Consider the following 21,454-nt stretch of genomic DNA (forward strand, 5'->3'; position numbering starts at 1 on the left):
GTCGGGCACCACCGTCTCGACCAAATTCGGTGACGTGGACGTGCCCGAAGACCCGCAGCGCGTGGTGGCCCTGGGCTGGGGCGACGCCGAGACGGCGCTCGCCCTGGGCGTGCAGCCGGTCGGGGCCGCCCTGGCCGTCTCCGGGGCGCTGTTCCAGTCCCTCACGGACAACCCCCTCGGCTCGCCGGACATCATCGGCTTCACCAGCGGCTCCTACACCGGGGCGATCCTCGCGCTGACCGTCCTGGGGGCGGGGCTCGACGGCGCGGCGGTCGGGGCGCTGGTCGGCGGCCTGGCCACGGCCGCGGTCGTGCTCGCGCTGACCTATCGACGGGGCATCGAGGGGTTCCGGCTGGTGATCGTCGGCATCGGCGTCACGGCCATGCTGACGGCCGTGAACCAGTGGCTGCTGCTGCGGGCCCAGGCCGAGGTCGCGATGAGCGCCTCGATCTGGGGCGCCGGCTCCCTGGCCGGGTCGACGCGGGAGGCGATGCTGCTCGCGGCCGCCGGCGTCGTGCTCCTGCTGGTGCTGGTCGCGATGGCGAGCGCCGCGCTGCGCCAGCTCGAGCTCGGCGACGACATCGCCCGATCCCACGGGGTGCGGGCCGGGGGCGCCCGGCTCGCGGTGGTGGTGCTCGGCGTCGCGCTCGTCGCGCTCGCGGTGGCGACCTCCGGGCCCATCGCCTTCGTGGCCCTGACCGCGCCGCAGATCGCGGCGCGGCTGCTGCGGTCTCCCGGCCTCCCGCTGGCGGGATCGGCGCTGACCGGCGCGTTCCTGCTGCTCGGCGCCGACCTCGTGGCCCAGTACGCCGTGCCGGGCGGGGTGCCGGTGGGCACGGTCACGATCGTGCTCGGCGGCGCCTACCTGGTGGTCCTCCTGATCCGAGAGGCGAGGAAGAAGTCATGGTGAACGAACGTCCACAGGCCCCCGGGCGCGCCGCCCGGTACGCGATCGAGGGGATCCGCCTCGGCTACGGGGACCGCCCCGTGATCGAGGGGCTCAGCACCGAGATCCCCGACGGCTCCTTCACGGCGGTCATCGGGGCCAACGGCTGCGGCAAGTCGACGCTGCTGCGCGGGCTCGCGCGGCTGCTGCGGCCCACCGCCGGGCGGATCCTACTGGACGGCGAGCCGCTCGAGGGGCTGGCGCCGAAGCAGATCGCGCGCCGGGTCGGGCTGCTCCCCCAGTCGGCCACGGCCCCCGAGGGCATCGCGGTGCGGGAGCTGGTCGGGCGCGGCCGCTTCCCGCACCAGAACGCGTGGCACGTGAACAGCCGGGCGGACGAGGCCGCGATCGAGGCGGCCCTGCGGCGCACGGACACGCTCGAGCTCGCCGGGCGCCGGGTCGCGGAGCTCTCGGGCGGCCAGCGCCAGCGCGTCTGGGCGGCGATGCTGTTGGCCCAGGAGACCGAGGTGCTGCTCCTGGACGAGCCGACCACCTACCTGGACATGGCGCACCAGATCGAGTTCCTGGACCTTTTCGCGCGGCTGAACGCAGCGGGCACGACGATCGTCGCGGTGCTCCACGACCTCAATCAAGCGGCCCGGTACGCCGGGCACCTGATCGCGCTGCGCGAGGGGGCGATCGTCGCCGAGGGCTCCCCGCGCGAGGTGATCACGCCGGAGAACCTGCGGGAGATCTTCGGGCTGCGCGCCGTCGTCGTCGAGGACCCGGAGACGGGAGGGCCGCTCGTGGTCCCCGCGGCCTCCCGGGCGGGCTGAGCCCGACGCCGGAGACGGGCGAGGGGGCGGCACGCGCTCGGCGTGCCGCCCCCTCGCCCGTCTTTCGCCTCCCGGACGCGCGGGTCAGCCGCGCAGCCGGTGCACGGCGTCGCGGATGTCCCCGTCCTGGACCACGCGGCCCTTCTCGAGCACGACGCCGCGCTCGCACAGCCGCGCGACCATGTCCAGGTCGTGGCTGACCACCACGAGGGTCTTGCCCTTCTCGGAGAGCTCCTTGATCTTGCGGATGCACTTCTTCTGGAACGGCTCGTCGCCCACGGCGAGGATCTCGTCCACGAGGAAGATCTCCGGGTCCGTGTGCACCGCGACGGCGAAGGCCAGGCGCAGGTACATGCCGGAGGAGTAGAACTTCACCTCGGTGTCGATGAACTGCTCGATCTCCGAGAAGTCGACGATCGACTGGAAGCTGGCGTCGATCTCGGCCTTGGTCATGCCGAGGATCGCTCCGTTGAGGTACACGTTGTCCCGGCCGGTCAGGTCGGGGTGGAAGCCCGCGCCGACCTCGATCAGCCCGGCGATGCGCCCGCGGGTCTTGATCTCCCCGCCGTCAGGGTGCATGACGCCGGAGATGAGCTTGAGCAGCGTCGACTTGCCCGAGCCGTTGAGGCCGAGCAGCGCGACCCGCTCCCCCTCGCGGATCTCGAGGTCGACGCCGTCGAGCGCGTTGAACTTCTCGGACAGGTCCCCCTTGCGGCCCTTGATGAGCCACACGAAGGCCTCCTTCATGGACCGGGTGTGCCGCAGCACGAAGCGCTTGGCCACGCCGCCGATGCGGATCACCACGGGCTCGGTCGACGGCACGTAGGGCCGCGGTTCCCCGCCGAGTTCGGGGTCGTCGTCAATCCACGACACGGGTATCAGAGCTCCTGGGCGAAAGTGCCCTCGAATTTGCGGAAGAGCAGGTCGCCGACCAGCATGAACAGCAGCGCGACCACGACCGCCACCGGCGTCCACAGGGTCAGCAGGTGCGGCGGCACGTGCCACTCCCCCTCCAGCGTGGGCGCCCAGAACGCGAAGTGGAACAGCTCCACCGCGACCGTGATCGGATTGCTCAGGTACAGGTGCAGCCCCCACGCCGGGACGGCCGCCGCGACCCGCTCCCACGAGTACATGACCGGCGAGAGCCAGGTCAGCACCATGACCAGCAGGTCGACGATGTTCTCCGCGTCCCGGAAGAAGACGTTGGCGACGCCGAAGATCAGGCCGAGGCCGAAGGAGAAGATGACCATGATGATCATCGCCACCACGGCCGCCCCGAGCTGCATCGGCCCGGGCCGCCACCCGACGACGAAGCACGCGATCAGCAGGACCAGCAGCTGCGGGAGGAAGTGCACGAGCGCGACCCAGATGGTCGAGACCGAGAACAGCTCCCGCGGGAGGTAGATCTTCTTGATCAGCGCCCCGTTGCCCACCATGCAGCGGGCCCCGTTGCCGAAGGCCTCGCCGAAGAAGTTCAGCAGGATGATCCCCGAGAACAGGTAGACGGCGTAGTTGTCCAGGCCCTTGTTCAGCTCCAGGAACACGCCCAGCGCGATGTAGAACACGATGAACTGCACACCGGGCTTGACGTAGGACCAGAGGATGCCGAGGACCGAGCCCCGGTATCTGACCTGCAGCTCCTTGTCCACGAGCAGCCGCAGGAGGTATCGGTTCTTGAGGGCGTCCACCAGGCCCCGGCCGCGGCCGGGGCTATGGAACGCGCGTTCGCTGATTTCGGTCATCGCGTGAGTTGTGAGTCCGTATGCTTCTCGAAGGTCTTCTGCCACGCCTCGAAGGACGTGATCCGCTGGGCCGCCTCGCGGTACTGTTCGCGCAGCTTGGGCCAGTCGCGGAGGATGCGCGCGTGCAGGCGGGTCGCCTCCACGAGCTTGTTCCGCAGCTGCTCCGGCTCGCGCTGGTACCAGGACACGGCGGTGCCCTCGGCGTTGGAGACCAGCGCCGAGTCGAACTGGGACATACGCCACCAGCGGTTGTCCTGGTGGGCGATGTGGGCCTGCGGGTGCTCCTTGACGGCAGGGTCCACGGGGCGGACCAGCTGCTTGGTCACGGTCTTCAGGGCCCACGGCACCAGCGAGCGGTACGACGGCGCACTGAACCCGCGGCCGTTGCGCGGCGGCTTGTCCATGCGCGGCTCGGGGAAGGACTCGATGTCCTCCGCGAACTGCGCGTCCGGGTACTGCTTCATCAGCCCGCGGATCTCCGGCAGCCGCTGCGGCTGGATCTCGTGCAGCTGGTCCGGGCCGGCGAGCACGTCGCGCAGCGCCATGATGCGCCCGGCCTCGGTGAAGTACTGCATCGAGATCAGGTGCTTGACGTCCGCGTAGGAGGACTCGCGCAGGAGGCGGCCGCCGCGGTCGTAGGGCGAGTGCAGCAGGGCCGCGATGATCCGGTTGCGGATGTGGAAGTAGGCCTGCCAGCCCACGAGGTCGTCCTTGTCGATCCAGGACACGTGCCACACGGCCGCGCCCGGCAGGGACACCGTGTGGTAGCCGGCCCGCTTGGCGCGCAGGCCGTACTCGGCGTCGTCCCACTTGATGAAGACGGGCAGGGACAGCCCGATGTCCTTGATGACCCGGGTGGGGATGAGGTCCATCCACCAGCCGTTGTAGTCGACGTCGACCCGGCGGTGCAGCCACGGGGTGCTGCGCAGGTTCGAGGACAGGAAGTCGTGCCCGAGCACCTGCTCCTGGTGCGGCTGGTCCGGCTGGAACCGGTAGGTGTTCACGATCTCGCCGAAGGTGTGCAGGACGGAGCGGTTGTACAGGTCGAACATGTGCCCGCCCACGATGGTGGGCTTGCGGCACCGGTCCGCGAAGGTCAGCAGCCGGACGATGGACTCCGGCTCCACGACGACGTCGTCGTCCAGCAGCAGCGCGTAGTCGCTGCCGTTCTCCACGGCCTCGTACATGCCGCGGGCGAAACCGCCGGAGCCGCCCAGGTTGGCCTGGTTGATGATCCGCAGCTTGCCGCCCAGGCGCGCCGCGACCTCCTCGAAGTCCTCCTGGTCCTGGACCTTCTGGGTGCCCTGGTCCACGATGAGGATCTCCTGCAGGTGCTCCAGCACCTCGGGGTTGTCCGCGAAGGAGCGCAGGTTGTTGAGGCAGAAGTCCGGCTTGTTCAGCGTCGTGATCTCGAGCGTGATGCGCCCGGGCTCGCTGCCGTCGTCGGCGGCCTGCCACTCGGCCTCCTCGAGGACCAGCGACTCGGTGCCCGCGACGAGCTCGAACCAGTACCAGCCGCCGTCGCCGAAGGGCTTGAGCGGCAGGTCGAAGTCGGTGGCCTGGCGGCCGGAGACCTGCCGGGAGTCCACGCGCTGCAGCGAGCCGCGCGGGTTGGACTTGTAGACGATGACGGTGCCCTCGCCCTGGGTGCGGATGGCCAGGCGGACCTCGTCCACGGTGGTCCAGCGCTTCCAGTAGGAGGCCGGGAAGGCGTTGAAGTAGGTCGCGAACGAGAGCCTGGAGCCGGGGCGGATCAGGGTCGAGCGGCGGCCGATGAAGTCTTCGGCGTGCGCCTCAGACGCGGCCGAGGACGCGGCGGAGCCGGAGCCGGAGCCCTGCGGCTCGCCGCGCTTCTCGCCGGACAGCGAGTCGTTGCTGCCGAGCGAGCCGTTCATCGTGGACAGCTGCACGCCCGCGGCCTGGCCGGAGTCGACGTAGAGCGGGATGGTGTCCATCTGCTGGACCTCGGGGAGGATGACCCGCTGGAGGGTCTGCATGCGCGCGGGCGCGGTGGTGTCCTGGGCCTTGCTCACGCGTCGACTCCCCCGCTCACGAGCTTCTCGCCGCGCTCGAAGTGCGGGCGCAGCTTGTTGTCGAACATGGACAGCGCCGAGCCGATCGCCATGTGCATGTCCAGGTACTTGTAGGTGCCGAGGCGGCCGCCGAACAGCACCGACTCCTCGCCGCGGGCGAGGTCGCGGTACTTGCGCAGCTTGTCGCGGTCGACCTCGGTGTTCACCGGGTAGTAGGGCTCGTCGCCCTTCTCGGCGAAGCGGGAGAACTCGCGCATGATGACGGTCGCGTCCTTGGTGTAGTCCCGCTCCGGGTGGAAGTGGCGGAACTCATGGATGCGGGTGAAGCGGACGTCGTCGTCCGGGTAGTTCATGACCGAGCAGCCCTGGAAGTCCTCGATCGGCAGGACCTCCTCCTCGAGGTCGATCGTGCGCCAGGACAGGTCGCCCTCGGCGAAGTCGAAGTAGCGGTCCACCGGCCCGGTGTAGACCACCGGGACCTGGCCCATGACGGCCGAGCGGGACAGGGCGTGCTCGCCGTCGAAGAAGTCGGTGTCCAGGTGGACCTCGATGTTCGGGTGGTCCGCCATGCGCTCGAGCCACGCGGTGTAGCCGTCCACGGGCAGGCCCTCGTGGGTGTCGTTGAAGTACCGGTTGTCGTAGGTGTAGCGGACCGGGAGGCGGCTGATGATCGAGGCCGGCAGGTCCTTGGGGTCGGTCTGCCACTGCTTGCCGGTGTAGTGCTTGATGAACGCCTCGTAGAGGGGGCGGCCGATCAGCTGGATGCCCTTGTCGTTCAGGTTCTCCGGGTCGGTGCCGGCGAGCTCGCCCGCCTGCTCCTGGATCAGGGCCTTCGCCTCGGCGGGGCCGTGGGCGGAGCGGAAGAACTGGTTGATCGTGCCGAGGTTGATCGGCATCGGGTAGACCTCGTCCTGGTGGCGCGTGTAGACGCGGTGGACGTAGTTGGTGAAGGCGGTGAAGCGGTTGACGTACTCCCACACGCGCTCGTTGGAGGTGTGGAACAGGTGGGCGCCGTAGCGGTGCACCTCGATGCCCGTGCGCTCCTCCCGCTCGCTGTACGCGTTGCCGCCGATGTGGCGGCGCCGGTCGATCAGGGCGACCTTCAGCCCCAGCTCGGTGGCAGCTCGTTCGGCGATGGTCAGCCCGAAGAGGCCCGATCCGACGACCACTAGATCCGCGTTCACGCAAACTCCTGTGTGTTGTTGCGCCCGCCCGCGTCCGTGCGGCCGAGCTGTCTTCTCCCGCGCCGGCTCTGGAGGCCGGCCCGGGTCTTCTCTTCGAGAATCCTAATCGACGCGCCCTGTGTGAAGCCTGAACGGGGTCCAGGCGCGCTGGGGTCGTGATGCTCGACCCCCAACCTACCGCATGACCGTGTCCGGGCCGCGGGCGCAGGGCGTCGGATCGCGGGCGCGGGGACGCCGTCTCAGCCCTCGACGCGCCGGGCCTCCCGCAGCAGGTGGGCCTGGACGGGGCGGCTGAACAGGATCAGGGCCACGAGCAGTCCGTAGAGGATCGGCAGGATCGCGATCGGCCAGCCCCAGACCGGGGCCGACTGGACGGAGATGATGACCAGGAAGACCTGGGCGAGGATGATCAGCGCCCGCGGCCACATCCGCCCGCGGTGCGCGGCCCGCGCCGCGAGGCCCAGCCAGAGCCCGAACCCGATGTAGATGAGGCTCATCAGCACGATGGCCCCGACGGGCATGGTCCGCTCGAGGAAGAACGTCTCGGCGATCTGGATAAGCCCCAGCAGCACCAGGGCCGCGGCCTCGAGGCCCACCAGCACGCTCAGGAGCACCACGGCCCGCGGGGCGCGGACGACGTCGTGGTCCGCCGGGGAGGGCACGGCGCCGTCGGGCGTCGCGTCGTCGGGTCGTGGCTCGTCGGGCGTCGCGGAGGAGGTCATGGTGACCATTCTAAGGAGGGCCGAGGGGCGGCGTCGCGCGGCGTGCAGGCCCCTTGCGGCCGGGTCCTTCATATCGGAGCGAAACCTCGTGTCAAGCACGCGGGCGTGTGATAAGAAACAACCGCCCGTGCGCGCTCGCCTCGGCGGAAAACCCTTGTTCACAGGTTGTTTACATGGGAACCTAATAAAAGTTCACAAGGAGGCCCCCGCACCGTCATCGAGGGGGCCGTTTGCTTGTCCTCGCGGATGAACCGTTGAGCCCGCGGGATGAAATCACACAAGGAGCGTGCAACGATGGATTGGCGCAGTCGCGCAGCCTGCCTCGAAAAGGACCCCGAACTCTTCTTCCCCGTCGGCAACACGGGCCCTGCCCTGCTGCAGATCGAAGAGGCCAAGACCGTCTGCCGCAGCTGCACCGTCATGGAGACGTGCCTGCAGTGGGCCCTCGAGACCGGACAGGATTCGGGCGTCTGGGGCGGCATGAGCGAGGACGAGCGCCGCGCCATGAAACGCCGCGCAGCCCGCGCCCGCCGCGCCTCCTAGACCGGGCCCGTCCGCCGGGCCGCTCGGGACCGTCTCCGGTTCCCGCGTCCCCGACTCCGATCGGTCAGCCTCCGAAGGCCGCCATCTCGCGTGGCGGCCTTCGTCGCGTCTCGGGCCTTCGCCGCGTCCCGGGCCTTCACCGCATCCCGAGGCCGGCCCCGGGTGTCCCCGGCCCGCGCTCAGCCCGCGGAGTCCTCGGGGATGAACGCCGTGATAACCACCTCGGTGCCCCCGCCGGGCCGCGGCTGCCAGCGGATCGAGCCCTTCAGCTCGCTCGCGACCAGCGTCCGCACGATCTGCATGCCCAGCCCCTCGCCCTCCGACGGCGGCCGGTAGGCCGAGACCCCCGACTCCTCGACGTAGCTGTCCCCCATCCCGACGCCGTCGTCGGAGATCGTGACCACCAGCATCGGCTCGCCGTCCTCGGACTCGGTGCGGCACCCGTCCAGGCCCACGGTCCCGGAGGACCCGTTCAGCCCGTGCTCGACGGCGTTGGCGACGATCTCGTTGACGATCAGCGCCAGCGGCGTCGCCAGCTCGCTCGGCAGTTGCCCGAAGTGGCCGGTGAACTCGGTGCTGACCGCCTGGCCCGGCGAGGCGACCTCGGCGGCCAGGCGGAACTGGCGGCCGATGAGGTCGTCGAAGTCGACGCTCTGCGTCAGCCCCTGGGAGAGCGCCTCGTGGACCATCGCGATGGTCGCCACGCGGCGCATCGCCTGCTCCAGCCCCTCGCGCGCCTCCTGCGAGGTCATCCGGCGGGCCTGCAGCCGCAGCAGCGCCGAGACGGTCTGCAGGTTGTTCTTGACCCGGTGGTGGATCTCCCGGATGGTCGCGTCCTTGGTCATGAGCTCGAGCTCCCGGCGGCGCAGCTCGGTGACGTCCCGGCAGAGCAGGATCGCGCCGAAGCGCTCCTCGCCGCGGCGGGTCTGGCGGCGCAGGGGGATCGCCCGGAAGGTCACGCTGGCCCGCGAGGTGCCGATCTCGCTGCGCCACGGCATCCGGCCGGTGAGCACCAGCGGCAGCGTCTCGTCCGCCTTGCCGGTGGAGGGCAGCAGGTCGCGGGTCAGCTCCGCCAGGAACTGGCCCGTGAGCGAGCCCTGGAACCCCAGGCGGCGGTAGACCGAGACCGCGTTGGGGCTGGCGAAGGTGACCCGCCCCTCGGCGTCGAGCCGGATCACGCCGTCGCTGACGCGCGGGTTGCCGCGCGAAGTGCCTGTGGGCGCGGAGAAGTCCGGCCACGCGCCCCGGGCGACCATGCTGAGCAGCTCGCGGGCGGTCTCGCGGAACACGGTGTCCAGGCGGCCCTGCATCCGGGCGGAGAGGAGGCCGTGGTGCACGGTCAGCAGGGCGATCGTGCGCCCGTTGCGCACCAGCGGGTAGACGACCACCCGCATGCTCGACTCGCTGTTCCAGTCGACCCGGTCCAGCGGGTGGACCGTCTGCTCGTACCAACAGTCCCGGGCGCCGGCGACGACGTCGGAGGCCATCGGCTGGCCGACCATGTCCCGGTGGAAGACGGTCTGCGCGGTGGAGGGCCGCACGTGGGCCAGGCCGACGAAGCCCGTCCCCTCGGCCGGCCCGCCCTGGAGGCGGTCGGCGGCCTGGGCCCCCACGAACTCCTGCGGGAACCACAGCACCAGGTCGCCCTGCGCGAGGTCCGAGACCAGCTGCCAGTCGCCGACGAGCAGGTGCAGCCATTCCGAGTCCCCGGGGCCGAACTCCCCGGTCTTCAGCAGCGGGTCGGCGAGCGTCATGGGGCTCCTCGGGGTCGACGGCGGGTACCGACTCCATCCTATGCCGAGCCGGGGGAACCGGTGCCGGGTGACTGCTCGAGACGCCGTGTGGGCGGCGTCGGGGGTGTGTCCCTTTACCGCCGCGGCGCGCTGGGGGTATTCATGGTGGGGTATCGACCGCCAGGCCGGTGCGCGCGGGGAGATCGCGCGTCGGCGGCGGGCGGGGAGCGGTGCTGGGGGATCCGACGCGGCGTCTGCCGCCCGCCGCCGCGCGCTCCCGCCGGACCGCACGCCGCGAGGGCTCGACGACGAGCCGAAGGAGGAGGACCAGAGTATGAGCGCCGTTCCCGGAGACCGCCGAGCCCGGCTCAGGCGGGGCACCGTCCTGTCCATCGAGAGCGTCCCGGCCTCGCCCGGGGGCCACCCGGCGGGGCCGCCGGCCTTCTACCGGTGGCGGCGGCGCGCCGCGGACCCCGAGGAGCAGCTGCGCCGGGTCCACGCCATCGCGGCCACCATGGGGGTGGCGCTGGTGGAGGCGGTCACGGGCGGGCGCCCGGTCGAGCAGCTCGCCCGGTGGGTGCACCCCCGCGTGCTGGAGAGGCTGCGGCTGCGGGCCGGGATCGAGTCCCGGGCGGCGTCGGCGGCCCCGGGGGCCACGGGCCGCTCCACCGCGCGGGTGGTGGTCCCGGGCCGCCGCTCGGGCACCGGCCCCTCGCCGCGGCGCCAGGCCGGGGGCGGGGCCGGAGGAGGCTCCGCCGGGCCGACCGAGGCCGACGACGCCGCGCGCGCCCCGCGCAGGTACGGCCCACGCGAGACCCGCCTGCGCAGGGTCCGGGCGATCCGCGTGGCGCCCGAGGAGTACGAGGCGAGCGTGGTGGTCGACGACGGCGAGCGCACCCGCGCCCTGGCCCTGCGCATCCACAAGCCGCGGGGGCAGTGGCAGATCGTCGAGGCGGAGATCGGCTGAGAGGCCGCGCCCGCGGCCGGTTCGACCGGCCGCCGGGCCACCCGGTCGCCCGCGCGGCGCACGGCCGGCGCGAGCACCGGGATCAGCGCTTGCGGGAGTTCTTCTGCGCCGCGCGCTTGGCCTTGCGGTTGGCGGGGGCCGGTGCGGCGTCGTCCTCGGCCGTCCGCGTGGCCACGGTCCCGCGGTCCGCGGCGGGCTCCCCGCTCACGGCGGAGCCCGCCGAGGCTGCCGCGGGGGCGGCTGTCCGGGAAGCGCCGGAGGCACCGGCCGACGCGGTCTCCGCGGCCCCGCGGCCGCTCCTCGACCGGGCCGGGCGGCCCTCCCCCGCGGGGACCTCGACCCGGCTCTCCTCTCCCCCGTCCTCGCTCGGCGCGGTGTAGCGCAGGAACGAGGGCTGCTCGGGGACCTTGAGGGCCTGGGAGGACATCTGGGTCCGCTGCTTGGACAGGTCCAGCTTGAACAGGTAGGACACGGTCTCCTCGCGGATGGTGCCCATCATGGACTGGAACATCGCGTAGCCCTCGCGCTGGTACTCGATGAGCGGGTCGCGCTGGGCCATCGCCCGCAGGCCGATGCCCTCCTTGAGGTAGTCCATCTCGTACAGGTGCTCGGGCCAGTGCCGCCCGATCACCGAGAGGATCACGCGCCGCTCGATGTTGCGCATGGCCTCGGAGCCGACCTCCTCCTCGCGCGCCTCGTAGACCAGGCGCGCGTCGGAGAGGATCTCCTCGGTGATCTTCTCCTGGGTGAGCTTGGACGACCCGCCGGCCGCCTCCTCGAGATCCTCGATGGAGACGCTGACCGGGTAGATGGTCTCCAGCACGCTCCACAGCTTGGGCAGGTCCCAGTCCTCGGCGTGGCCCTGGCTCGTCTTGTCCGCGATCGCGGAGGTGATGACGTCGGTGATGAACCGCTGGATGTGCTCGGCGATCTCGTCGCCCTCGAGGATCTTGGCGCGGTCGGCGTACATCGCCTCGCGCTGGCGGTTGAGGACGTCGTCGTACTTCAGGATGTTCTTGCGCTGCTCCGCGTTGCGCGACTCGACCTGGTTCTGCGCCGAGGCGATCACGCGGGTCACGATGCGGTGCTCGAGGGCGGCGTCGTCGGGGGCGCCGGCCATGAGGCGGGCGGCCGCGGCGCCGTTGAACAGGCGCATGAGGTCGTCCGAGAGGGAGAGGTAGAAGCGCGACTCGCCGGGGTCGCCCTGGCGGCCGGAGCGGCCGCGCAGCTGGTTGTCGATGCGGCGGGACTCGTGGCGCTCGGTGCCGAGCACGTACAGGCCGCCGAGCTCCTTGACCTCGTCGTGGGCCTTCTTGACGGCCTCGCCCTCGGCCTTGAGGACCTCGGGCCAGCGGGCCTCGTACTCCTCCGGGCTCTCCGCCGGGTCCAGCCCGAGCTCGCGCATGCGCTCGATCGCGTTGAACTCGGCGTTGCCGCCCAGCATGATGTCGGTGCCGCGGCCGGCCATGTTGGTCGCGACCGTGACCGAGCCCTTGCGCCCGGCCTGGGCGACGATGGCGGCCTCGCGGGCGTGGTTCTTGGCGTTGAGCACCTCGTGCCGCACCCCGGCCTTGGCCAGCAGCTTCGACAGGTACTCGCTCTTCTCGACGCTGGTCGTGCCCACGAGCACCGGCTGCCCGGTCTCGTAGCGCTTGGCGATGTCCTTGACGACGGCGGCGAACTTCGCGACCTCGTTCTTGTAGACCAGGTCGGGCTTGTCCATGCGCTGCATGGGCTTGTTGGGCTCGATGACCGCGATGCCGAGGTCGTAGGTGTTGACGAACTCGGCGGCCTCGGTCTCGGCGGTGCCGGTCATGCCCGAGAGCTTGTCGTAGAGGCGGAAGTAGTTCTGCAGGGTCACGGTGGCCATGGTCTGGTTCTCGGCCTTGACCTCCACGCCCTCCTTCGCCTCGATCGACTGGTGGACGCCCTCGTTGTAGCGGCGGCCGGGCAGGATGCGGCCGGTGTGCTCGTCCACGATGAGCACCTCGCCCTTGAGGACCACGTAGTCCTTGTTGCTGGTGAACAGCTCCTTGGCCTTGATCGAGTTGTTGAGGAACCCGATCAGCGGGGTGTTCGACGACTCGTACAGGTTCTCGATGCCCAGGTGGTCCTCGACCTTCTCGATGCCGGGCTCCAGCACCCCCACGGTCTTCTTCTTCTCGTCGACCTCGTAGTCGTTCTCCCGCTTCAGGTTCTTGGCGATCCGGGCGAACTCGCCGTACCAGCGGTTGGCCTGCCCCGAGGCCGGCCCGGAGATGATCAGGGGCGTCCTGGCCTCGTCGATCAGGATCGAGTCGACCTCGTCCACGATCGCGAAGTGGTGGCCGCGCTGCACGCGATCCTCGATCGACCAGGCCATGTTGTCGCGCAGGTAGTCGAAGCCGAACTCGTTGTTCGTCCCGTAGGTGATGTCCGCCTCGTACTGCTTGCGGCGCACCTCCGGGGTCTGCTGGGACAGGATGACGCCGACCTCCATGCCGAGGAAGCGGAACACGCGGCCCATGAGGTTGGCCTGGTACTCGGCGAGGTAGTCGTTGACGGTCACCACGTGCACGCCGTTGCCGGTCAGCGCGTTGAGGTAGGCGGGCGCGGTCGCGACCAGCGTCTTGCCCTCACCGGTCTTCATCTCGGCGATGTTGCCCAGGTGCAGCGCCGCGCCGCCCATGAGCTGGACGTCGTAGTGGCGCTGGCCGAGCGTGCGGGCGGAGGCCTCGCGCACCACGGCGAAGGCCTCGGGCAGGATCACGTCGAGGCTCTCGCCGTCGGCCACGCGCTGCTTGAACGCCTCGGTCTCTGCCTTCAGCTCGGCGTCGGAGTACTGCTTGAAGTCCTCCTCGAGCGAATTGATCGCCTCGGCGTAGACCCTCAACCGCTTGAGCAGCCGCTTGTCCCCGGTGCGAAGGATCTTTTCCAGGAAGGATGCCACGGGCGCTTACTCCTAGTAGTTCACGAGATTCGGTGGTGGCCCGCTGGCGGCGGGTCGATGCGCGGTCGGTACGGCCTCGCCCAACGGGTCATTCTACGCGACTGTAGTCGCGTGCCCTGGGCGTTCGCTAGAGATTCACCCTACGCAACCGGCTGAGCCCGGTCACGTGCCGTGGCGCGCGGCGGGGCCCGCCCCGCGCCGCGGGACGGGCCCCTCACGCTCCGGCCGGCCGTCGGAGCCGGCGGGCGGCCGACCTACAGGGCCTTGTAGACCCGGGTCTCGCTCTTGCCCCCGGCGGGCGCGTCGTCGCCGAGGGTGATCACGCCGTAGGTCCAGCCCTTGCGCCGGTACACGGCGGCGGGGCGGTCCACCTCGGAGTCGACGAAGAGGTAGAAGTCGTGGCCGACCAGCTCCATGCGGTCCACGGCCTCGTCCACCGTCAGCTTCTCGGTGGGGAAGGTCTTGCGTCGGATCTCGACGGGGGTGGTGTCGTCCGACAGCGGGTAGTCGTCATTGAAGGCCAGCTCCTCGACGGGCAGGTCCTCGTGGGTTCCCTCCACGACGATCCTGCCCTGCTCCCCCGGGGCGTCGATGACCGGCAGCGCGCCGGTGGCCTCAGAGACGGAGATGGGCCGGTGGTTGCCCCGGTGGATCTTCCGGCGGTCGCGGGCGCGGCGGAGACGCTCGAGCAGCTTGCCGTAGGCGTCGTCGAAGACCGCGAACTTGTCCGGTCCGCTGGCCTCGGCCCGCAGGATGGGGCCGGGGCTGTTGACGGTGATCTCCACCGTGATGGCGTTGGGGCCGGTGCCCACCTTGGTGACCTTGACCTCGATCAGGTCGACGCGGTCGTTGAGCTTCTCGAACTTTTCGACCTTCTCCTCGATGTAATCCCGCATGCGAGAAGGCACCTTGATGTTCCGGCCGTAGACGTTGAGTTCCACGATGACCTCACCTTGTTGTGGGTGGGTGCGGTTACCGATCCGGTCTTCGGCGACCTCGTCGATCACCAGCACGGGGAGAGGGTCTGACCGTCTCCTTACCCCCACGCTAGTTGACCGCGCGGCATTCGTCACCGACGTTTCGTCGCGACACACCGGCGTCCTCGGGGTGTTCACTCACAGCATGGCGGCCCCCTCTCCGCCGGGCGGGGCCACCGTGGCGAGGACGACGGCGCCCGCCACCGCCGCTCCCCCGGCCTCCAACGCGCGGCGGGCCTCGCAGAGGCTCGCCCCGGTGGTCAACACGTCGTCCACGATCACGATCCGCGGCATCGCCGCCCCGGCGGCCCGCGCCGGGAGCGGCCGGCGCATCCGCAGGGATCCCCGGATCCGCCGGGCCCGCTGGCGCGCGCCGAGGCCTTCTGGGCCGCACTCCGGCCGGGCGCAGGGCCGCGGGCAGGAGGACCACGGATCGGGCCGCGGGGCCAGCAGGCGCACGACCCGCGCACCCGGCGCGACGGCCCGCACCGACCGCAGGGCGCGCCGCGCCAGCAGCTCGGCCGGGACGAACCCGCGCCGCCTGAACGCCGCGGAGGCCGAGGGAACCGGCACCAGCCAGACGGGGCCCGGCTCGCGCAGGCCGGGCTCGCCTCGAGCGCACGGGCCAGCGCCGCGGCGAGCACGGGCACGACGTCGAGCCGCTGGCCCTCCTTGAACGCCAGCAGCAGCCGCGCCACCTCGTGGCGGTAGACGCCGGCGGCCGCGCACACGAGGTCCTCGGGCCACAGCGGCGCGGCGGCGCCCGCCGAGGGGCCGCGCCGTCGCCCGGTGCACCAGTCGGCGGCAGGTCCAGCACACGGCGGACCCGCCCGCACCGCAGGAGGCGCAGACCTGGGGCAGGACGAGCTCGACGGCGGCCGCGATCCCGTCCCAGCAGGCCGCGGCGAGCCGGTCCGCGCCGCGCGTCAGGCCAGCGGGGCCCCTGGGCAGCGCGCGCCGGCCCGAGGCCCGCGGCGTCGTCGGTCCGCTCGCCGTGCCCGGCGGCATGGGTGGTCTGGTCTCCCGGGGCGTGCCCGGCCGGATCGTCGCGTTCATGCCGCCATCATGGACCGCATCCGGTGTGCGCCCGGCGGCCCGGGCACCACGAGGCCCCCGATGGTGGATCGGGGGCCGACGAGGGGCCTTCCGACGGCGGCTGTGGACGACGTCCGGCCCGAGCCCGGGCGGAACCGCCCCGAGGGCGTCCCGCCCCGGCGAGACCCGGGATCACCCGGCGAAGGCGAGGAGGTGCCCCGAGTCACCGCGCGTCGGCGACGACGAGCTCCCGAGCCACCCGCCGAACGCGAGGACCGACCTCCCGATCACCCGGCGAAGGCGAGGTCCCGCACGTCGGTGGTCACCCGCGTCCAGGAGGTGCCCTCCAGCTTGAACGTGCCCGTGTCGGTCTGGGCGAAGATCGACTCCCGCCCGTCGCCCGCCGAGAGGTGCTCGATGCCGGAGAGCCCGTTGAGGCCCGTGACCTCGCCCGAGAGGGAGACGATCTGGGTCGAGTCGCCCTGGGTGTCGGCGGCCAGGACCGAGGAGTCCGAGATCCAGTGCGCCTCCGTGGCCTGGATGTCGGTGCCCACGCGCAGCGGCTCGCCGAGGCGCAGGGGCGTGCCGTCGGCGTCGCGCTCGACGCCGGCGACCCAGACCCGGGCCGAGTCGCCCTCGCCCGTGACCACCAGGGCCCGGGTGCCGTCGCGGGCCACCCGCAGCGACTGGATGGTCTGCCCCTCCAGCCAGGCGGCGTCGACACGCCGGGGCTCCTCCTGCGAGCCTTCGCCGAGCGCGTCGGGGCTCAGCGCCAGCACCTCCCCGGCGCTCGTCCCGGTCCACACCCAGCCGGTCCGGTCGAGGCTCGGGGCCGTCAGCTCGACGTCGAACTCGGCGTCGTACTCCCCGCCCGAGGTGGAGCGCACACCCAGGGCGCGCCGCTCCTCGTCCAGGTAGGCGAAGGTGTCCCGGTCCGCGTTCATGGCCGGCAGGGTGGGCGGGAAGGCCGGATCCCGCAGCCCCTGGACGGGCGAGCTGCGCCCGTCGAGGTAGGACACGAGCCCGCCGTCGAGGACGCCCACCTGCTGGCTGGGGACCGTGGGGTCGATGACGGGCGGGGTGTACTCGTTGAGCCGGCCGCCCTCGACCCGGCGGTCCTCGATCGTGACGGTGATGTCCGAGACCGCGCTCACCGACTGCAGGGTCTGCTGGAACTGCGTGTACATCCGCTCGATCCCGGTCTGGTTGACGTCGGCGAGCTGCGGCCCGGACAGGGAGATCTCGGCCGTCTGCCCGCTCAGCGGGACCGAGGAACGCTGCAGCCCGGTCCCCTCCGGCACGGCCGTGGTGACGGCGCCCTCGAGGTACGGGGCGGGGCCGCGCAGCAGGGTGCCGATCAGCGAGGTGACGACGGCGGGGCGGTTGGCGAACCAGCGGACGTCCGGGACGGCGTAGCTGAAGGTGGGGTCGTAGAAGTACAGCGAGTAGCTCTGGAAGAGCTGCTCGAACTCGGTGCGGGTGAGCATCGTGCCGTCCGGGATCGAGGAGATCCGCCACTGGCCCTCGACCTGCTCGAACTCGACCTGCATCGACTGCTGGTCGGGGACCTGGAAGGACGTCGCGATCCCGCGGTCGTCGATCGCGGTGCCGACGCTGAGGTCAAGCGTCGCCGCGCCCTCGGCGTCCCCGGGCTGGATGCTCGCCTCGTCCCGGTACACCCACGTGTGCTCCTCGGGGCTCCAGGTGGAGGCGAGCTCGGGCGTCAGGTAGTCCCGGGCCACGGAGTAGTCGTCCGCGACGCCGGTCCCCGCCTCGATGAACCCGCGCAGCAGCTCCTCGGGCTCCGCGCCGTCGGCGGGGCCGGCCGGGGAGTAGCGCGGCTCGGGGCTCTCGGTCCCGCCGCCCTCCTCGGAGTAGTGGTAGACCGGGCCCCCGGTGGGGATCTGGCCGCAGCCGGTCAGGACCGCGAGCGCGGCAGAGCCGATCGCCGCGGCCCGGAGCCAGGCGCGACGGGCCCGGCGGGCACGCGCCGCCTTCCCGGCGCGGGCGCCGAGCGGCTCGAGACCCGCCGGCGTGGCCCGCGGGACGGCGAGGGTCTCGGGGCAGCTGGTCCGCCGTCATGCCTCGCCTCCTTCGTCCCGGCCGGGTCCGTCCGGCGACGCCGTCCGGGTCCCGGCGCCCCCGCGCCGGCTCGCGCTCGGGTCGGCGCCGTCGGCCGCGACCCCGCTCCCGTCGCCGACGCTTGACAGCGAGGCCGGCGTGTCCGGCACGCCCTCGGGCGGCAGGCCAAGCGGCGAGTCCCCCGAGCTCCGGCCCTGCTCGCGCGGCAGGGTGAGGCGGAAGCAGGCCCCGTGGCCCGGCTCGCCCCAGGCGTCCAGCCGGCCGGCGTGCAGCCTGACGTCCTCGGCCGCGATGGACAGCCCGAGCCCGGTGCCGCCCAGCGTGCGCTTGCGGGAGGGGTCGGCGCGCCAGAAGCGGTCGAAGACCCGCCGGGACTCCTCCGCGGTCATGCCGACGCCGTGGTCCCGCACGGCGACCGCGACGTCGGTCTCGTTGCTGCCGAGGTAGACATCGATCGGCCGGCCCTCAGAGTGCTCGATGGCGTTGACCAGCAGGTTGCGCACCACGCGGTCGATGCGCCGCGGGTCCATCTGCACCGTGCATCGCTCGAGTCCCTCGTGTACCCGGATCTCCAGACCGCGCTTGTCCAGGTGCGGGCGGACCGCCTCGATGGCGTCCTCCACGAAGTCGGAGACGTCGACCGTGCTGAGGTTCAGCGTGGCCGAGCCGGCGTCGAAGCGGGAAATCTCCAGCAGGTCCGAGAGCATCGACTCGAACCGGTCGACCTGGTGGTACATCAGCTCGGTCGAGCGCTGGAAGGACGAGTCCATCTTCTCGCGCCCGCTGTAGAGCAGCTCCGCGGCCATCTTGACGGTGGTTAGCGGCGTGCGCAGCTCGTGCGAGACGTCGGAGACGAAGCGCTGCTGCATCTTGGACAGGGTCTCCAGCTGCACGATCTGGCGCTGGATGCTGTCGGCCATGTCGTTGAAGGACGAGCCCAGGACCGCCGCCTCGTTCTCCCCGCGCACGACGACGCGCTCGTCGAGGTCACCGCCCGCGAGCCGCACGGCCGTGCGCGCGGTCTGCGAGATCGGGCGGATGACGCTGCGGGTCACCCACCACACGATGGTCGCCACGAAGATGAGGAGGATGACGAAGCCCACGGTGATGACGAACTGGATGTAGTTCAGCGTCTGCTGCGAGGAGGAGAAGTCGTAGACCAGGTACAGGCCGAACTCGCTGCCCTGGTTCAGGTGCACCTTGGAGCCGACGATCAGCACCGGGACGTCGTCGCCCGAGCCGTCCACCGGCATCGAGGAGGACTGCCAGTAGACGCCGTCCTGCCCGGCCACCTCCGCTTGGAGCTCGCGCGGGACCGAGGAGGCGGTCATCCGCTCGTTCTGGCTCTGCGGCCCGACGTACCCCTGCCCGCCCTGGTAGGTCACCGGGATCAGGATCCACTGGCGCTTGGCGTCGGCGCCGTGGGTCTCGAGGATGGTCAGCGTCTCGCGCACCAGCGACTGCACCTCGGTCTGGTCCGAGGCCACCGCGTTGTCGAAGATCCGCTGGACGTCGACGAAGCCGCTGGAGGACTCCTCGAGCGCCTGCTCCTGGCGCTCGCGGAACAGGCTGTTGGCGATCTGCGTGGACAGGAAGTTGCCCGCGACCAGGAAGCCCACGAGCGACAGGGCGGTGGCCACCACCACGGCCGAGAACTGCAGGGAGCGCCGCCACTTCTCGCGCAGGGCGCGGAAGGCGGCCGGCACGACGCCGAGGACGCGCCGGACCACCCCTCCTGACCTGTGCGTCACCATCCGGGCGTCAGCGCCGCACCTGAAGCGCGTTGGCCTTGTACCCGACGCCGCGGACCGTCTGGATCAGCTGCGGCTTCTCCGGGTCCTTCTCGATCTTGGCGCGCAGGCGCTGGACGTGGACGTTGACCAGGCGGCGGTCGGCGTCGGTGTCGTAGCCCCAGATCCGTTGGAGCAGCGTGTCCCGGGACAGGACCTGGCCCGGCTCCTGGGCGAGGTTGACCAGCAGGTCGTACTCCAGCGGAGTCAGGCGCACCGCCTGGCCCTCGCGGGTCACCGCGCGCCCGGCGAGGTCGACGACGAGGTCGCCCACCTCCAGGCGCTCGGCGGGACGGCTGTCGCCCGTGCGCAGGCGGGTGCGGATGCGCGCGAGCAGCTCGGCGGGCTTGAAGGGCTTGGCGATGTAGTCGTCGGCGCCGGCCTCGAGGCCGCGGACCACGTCCTCCGTGTCCGACTTGGCCGTGAGCATGATGACCGGCACATCGGAGGACTCGCGGATGCGCTCACAGACCTCGATGCCGTTGATGCCCGGGAGCATGAGGTCCAGGAGGACGAGGTCCGGGTCGTAGCTCTCGAAGGCGGCCAGGGCGCGGTCGCCCGTCTCGCAGAACGTCGGCTCGAAGCCCTCGTTGGACAGGACGATCCCCACCATCTCGGCCAGGGCGTCGTCGTCGTCCACCACCAGTATGCGCGCTTTCACTCGCCCTCCCCTCGGGTCGCCCGCGCCGGACGGCGGGCCCGCGGGGGCGCCGAGCCTGCGCAGGTGCGTTGTCTGTGCTCTTCCAGCCAAGAATACGCGAAAAGCGGGTGCGGCGTGGCGGGACGACGCGGGAGCCGGGCGACCGACCGGTCGGCGCCGGAGGCCCGGGGGCTCGCGCCCGGGCTCATTCCCGGGACAGCTCGTGCAGTCCCTCCGCCAGCTCGGCCGTGCGTCGCAGCACGCCCACGGCGCGCTCCGGGGACAGCCCGGCCAGCGGCCGCGACTCCTCGACGCGGATCAGCCCCAGGCCCTCCGCCCCGAGGCCCAGCTCCCTCCACGCGCGCCAGGCGCGGCGGGCGGCGGGCACCGCCGAGTCCCTCTCCCCGACCGGCGTCAGCCCCAGCCAGACCTGGGTCCCGCGCTCGACGGCGGCCGCGACCGGCTCCCACGCGGAGGTGCGCTCCCCCGGGTCGCGCACCGCGATCCCGTCGAATCCACGGCTCAGGCCCGGCTCCGGCACCGCTCCCGCGGCGTCGAGCACCGACCCCGCGCCGAGGTCCCGGGTCGCCTGCGCGACGCGGGCCAGCGCCGCCTCCGCCTCCCCGCGGGGCAGGGCCCGCAGGGTGCGGTACCCGCTCGAGGTGGGCACCTCCGCGCGCAGCGCCGCCTCCAGCGCGGGCTCGCACCAGCGGATCAGCAGCTCCTCGCCGTCCAGGGCCTCGCGCAGGCGGGCGGCCGTGCGCGCCAGGCCCGTGGCCAGCGACTCGGTCAGCTCCCGGCGCGCCCCGTGGTCGCTCAGCAGCGCCTCGCCGTTGGCCAGGTGCAGCGCGACGGCGAGGCTCACCGGCCCCGTCAGCGACAGCACCAGCCCGCCCCGGTGCCCGGAGCCCTCCTCCCCCACGACGTCGGCGAGCGCGTTGACGTCGCTGGCGAAGGCCGACGCCGCGGCCCGGGACTCGACGGACTCGGCCTCGCGGACGCGCCAGCCGAAGGCCTGGCCGTCGGCGGTCAGGCCCTCGAGGGTCGTGATCGTGCGGGCCAGGCGGGTCGAGGCGTAGCCCCGGTCGAGCTCGGGCAGGGCGCCCAGGTGCGGGTGTCCCAGCTCCCCGCGCACCGCGGTCAGGCTCTCGCGCAGGTCGGTCCCGGGCAGGCGCCCGAGGGTCGTGGCCAGCACCCGGCCGGGCTCGCGCTCCGCTTCGGCGGAGCCGGCGGCGCGGGCGTTCGCGCCGCGAGTGTTCGCGCGACCGGCATTCGCGCCACGGGTGTTCGCACCGCCGACGTCCGCGCCGCGGGCCTCCGTGCTCCTGCCTCCGGGACGATTCACGGTGCGTCCG

17 protein-coding genes are annotated in these 21,454 nt (G+C 71.9%); 4 read left to right on the forward strand and 13 right to left on the reverse strand.

Annotated features, from left to right (window positions below; all coding sequences use genetic code 11):
• Together NBM05_RS10960 and NBM05_RS10965 are read left to right on the forward strand one after the other, a co-directional pair.
• Positions 1 to 910 (forward strand): FecCD family ABC transporter permease (locus NBM05_RS10960; RefSeq protein ID WP_254167259.1); only part of this gene is annotated, 910 nt, incomplete at its 5' end.
• Positions 904 to 1,722, forward strand: coding sequence for an ABC transporter ATP-binding protein (locus NBM05_RS10965; RefSeq protein WP_254167261.1), 819 nt, complete (start codon positions 904 to 906; stop codon positions 1,720 to 1,722). The genes NBM05_RS10960 and NBM05_RS10965, both read left to right, overlap by 7 nt.
• Before the next feature lie 84 nt (positions 1,723 to 1,806).
• On the opposite strand, the gene NBM05_RS10970 is transcribed toward NBM05_RS10965, so the two are convergent.
• From NBM05_RS10970 to NBM05_RS10990, 5 genes are all read right to left on the reverse strand, one after another.
• A complete protein-coding gene (locus tag NBM05_RS10970) occupies positions 1,807 to 2,526 on the reverse strand; it encodes an ABC transporter ATP-binding protein (RefSeq protein WP_373689324.1) in 720 nt (239 codons plus the stop codon).
• A gap of 74 nt (positions 2,527 to 2,600) precedes the next feature.
• Complete coding sequence (locus NBM05_RS10975) at positions 2,601 to 3,464, reverse strand: ABC transporter permease (RefSeq protein ID WP_254167262.1); 864 nt, start codon at positions 3,462 to 3,464, stop codon at positions 2,601 to 2,603.
• Positions 3,461 to 5,461: a glycosyltransferase gene (locus tag NBM05_RS10980; RefSeq protein WP_254167334.1), complete on the reverse strand. Its 2,001-nt coding sequence runs from the start codon at positions 5,459 to 5,461 to the stop codon at positions 3,461 to 3,463. The genes NBM05_RS10975 and NBM05_RS10980 overlap by 4 nt, the downstream gene beginning before the upstream one ends.
• A gap of 32 nt (positions 5,462 to 5,493) precedes the next feature.
• Positions 5,494 to 6,681 (reverse strand): UDP-galactopyranose mutase, encoded by a 1,188-nt coding sequence (gene glf, locus NBM05_RS10985; protein ID WP_254167264.1) that lies wholly within the window; start codon positions 6,679 to 6,681, stop codon positions 5,494 to 5,496.
• 239 nt (positions 6,682 to 6,920) lie between these two features.
• On the reverse strand, positions 6,921 to 7,403 hold the full coding sequence (locus NBM05_RS10990) for a hypothetical protein (protein WP_254167266.1): 483 nt from the start codon (positions 7,401 to 7,403) through the stop codon (positions 6,921 to 6,923).
• Positions 7,404 to 7,697: 294 nt separating this feature from the next.
• Between NBM05_RS10990 and NBM05_RS10995 the strand changes: the two genes are divergently transcribed.
• Positions 7,698 to 7,946, forward strand: a complete 249-nt coding sequence (locus tag NBM05_RS10995) for a WhiB family transcriptional regulator (RefSeq protein ID WP_129658945.1) — start codon at positions 7,698 to 7,700, stop codon at positions 7,944 to 7,946.
• Positions 7,947 to 8,125: 179 nt separating this feature from the next.
• Here NBM05_RS10995 and NBM05_RS11000 read toward each other — a convergent pair whose 3' ends face one another.
• Positions 8,126 to 9,700 carry a sensor histidine kinase gene (locus tag NBM05_RS11000; protein ID WP_254167268.1) on the reverse strand — a complete coding sequence of 525 codons (1,575 nt, stop codon included), beginning with the start codon at positions 9,698 to 9,700 and terminating at the stop codon, positions 8,126 to 8,128.
• 313 nt (positions 9,701 to 10,013) lie between these two features.
• On the opposite strand from NBM05_RS11000, the gene NBM05_RS11005 reads away from it, so the two are divergent.
• Entirely contained in the window at positions 10,014 to 10,646 is a 633-nt protein-coding gene (locus tag NBM05_RS11005; protein ID WP_254167270.1) for an Rv3235 family protein, read from the forward strand.
• An 82-nt stretch (positions 10,647 to 10,728) separates the two neighbouring features.
• Here the strand turns inward: NBM05_RS11005 and secA are convergent, their stop codons facing one another.
• From secA to NBM05_RS11040, 7 genes are all read right to left on the reverse strand, one after another.
• Positions 10,729 to 13,575: a preprotein translocase subunit SecA gene (secA, locus tag NBM05_RS11010; RefSeq protein ID WP_254167277.1), complete on the reverse strand. Its 2,847-nt coding sequence runs from the start codon at positions 13,573 to 13,575 to the stop codon at positions 10,729 to 10,731.
• Positions 13,576 to 13,829: 254 nt separating this feature from the next.
• The gene (gene hpf, locus NBM05_RS11015) at positions 13,830 to 14,588 is read right to left on the reverse strand and encodes a ribosome hibernation-promoting factor, HPF/YfiA family (protein WP_373689323.1); all 759 of its coding nucleotides are present in this window, start codon (positions 14,586 to 14,588) and stop codon (positions 13,830 to 13,832) included.
• A 102-nt stretch (positions 14,589 to 14,690) separates the two neighbouring features.
• Positions 14,691 to 15,125: a ComF family protein gene (locus NBM05_RS15685; RefSeq protein ID WP_254167279.1), complete on the reverse strand. Its 435-nt coding sequence runs from the start codon at positions 15,123 to 15,125 to the stop codon at positions 14,691 to 14,693.
• Positions 15,126 to 15,874: 749 nt separating this feature from the next.
• The gene (locus NBM05_RS11025; protein ID WP_507237316.1) at positions 15,875 to 17,533 is read right to left on the reverse strand and encodes an LpqB family beta-propeller domain-containing protein; all 1,659 of its coding nucleotides are present in this window, start codon (positions 17,531 to 17,533) and stop codon (positions 15,875 to 15,877) included.
• A gap of 132 nt (positions 17,534 to 17,665) precedes the next feature.
• Positions 17,666 to 19,399, reverse strand: a complete 1,734-nt coding sequence (gene mtrB / locus NBM05_RS11030) for an MtrAB system histidine kinase MtrB (RefSeq protein ID WP_254167289.1) — start codon at positions 19,397 to 19,399, stop codon at positions 17,666 to 17,668.
• A gap of 31 nt (positions 19,400 to 19,430) precedes the next feature.
• The gene (gene mtrA, locus NBM05_RS11035) at positions 19,431 to 20,120 is read right to left on the reverse strand and encodes an MtrAB system response regulator MtrA (protein WP_309248154.1); all 690 of its coding nucleotides are present in this window, start codon (positions 20,118 to 20,120) and stop codon (positions 19,431 to 19,433) included.
• Positions 20,121 to 20,304: 184 nt separating this feature from the next.
• Complete coding sequence (locus tag NBM05_RS11040) at positions 20,305 to 21,294, reverse strand: hypothetical protein (RefSeq protein ID WP_254167291.1); 990 nt, start codon at positions 21,292 to 21,294, stop codon at positions 20,305 to 20,307.
• Positions 21,295 to 21,454: the final 160 nt, after the last annotated feature.

The organism is Rothia santali, assembly GCF_024199905.1.
Taxonomy (GTDB): Bacteria; Actinomycetota; Actinomycetes; order Actinomycetales; family Micrococcaceae; genus Rothia; species Rothia santali.

Excerpts from the sequence above, each read along its gene's own strand:
- NBM05_RS10965 (WP_254167261.1), top strand. The coding sequence starts at position 904 with ATGGTGAACGAACGTCCACAGGCCCCCGGGCGCGCCGCCCGGTACGCG.
- NBM05_RS10990 (WP_254167266.1), bottom strand. The coding sequence starts at position 7,403 with ATGACCTCCTCCGCGACGCCCGACGAGCCACGACCCGACGACGCGACG.
- NBM05_RS11000 (WP_254167268.1), bottom strand. The coding sequence starts at position 9,700 with ATGACGCTCGCCGACCCGCTGCTGAAGACCGGGGAGTTCGGCCCCGGG.
- NBM05_RS10980 (WP_254167334.1), bottom strand. The coding sequence starts at position 5,461 with ATGCAGACCCTCCAGCGGGTCATCCTCCCCGAGGTCCAGCAGATGGAC.
- NBM05_RS10975 (WP_254167262.1), bottom strand. The coding sequence starts at position 3,464 with ATGACCGAAATCAGCGAACGCGCGTTCCATAGCCCCGGCCGCGGCCGG.
- NBM05_RS11005 (WP_254167270.1), top strand. The coding sequence starts at position 10,014 with ATGAGCGCCGTTCCCGGAGACCGCCGAGCCCGGCTCAGGCGGGGCACC.
- NBM05_RS10995 (WP_129658945.1), top strand. The coding sequence starts at position 7,698 with ATGGATTGGCGCAGTCGCGCAGCCTGCCTCGAAAAGGACCCCGAACTC.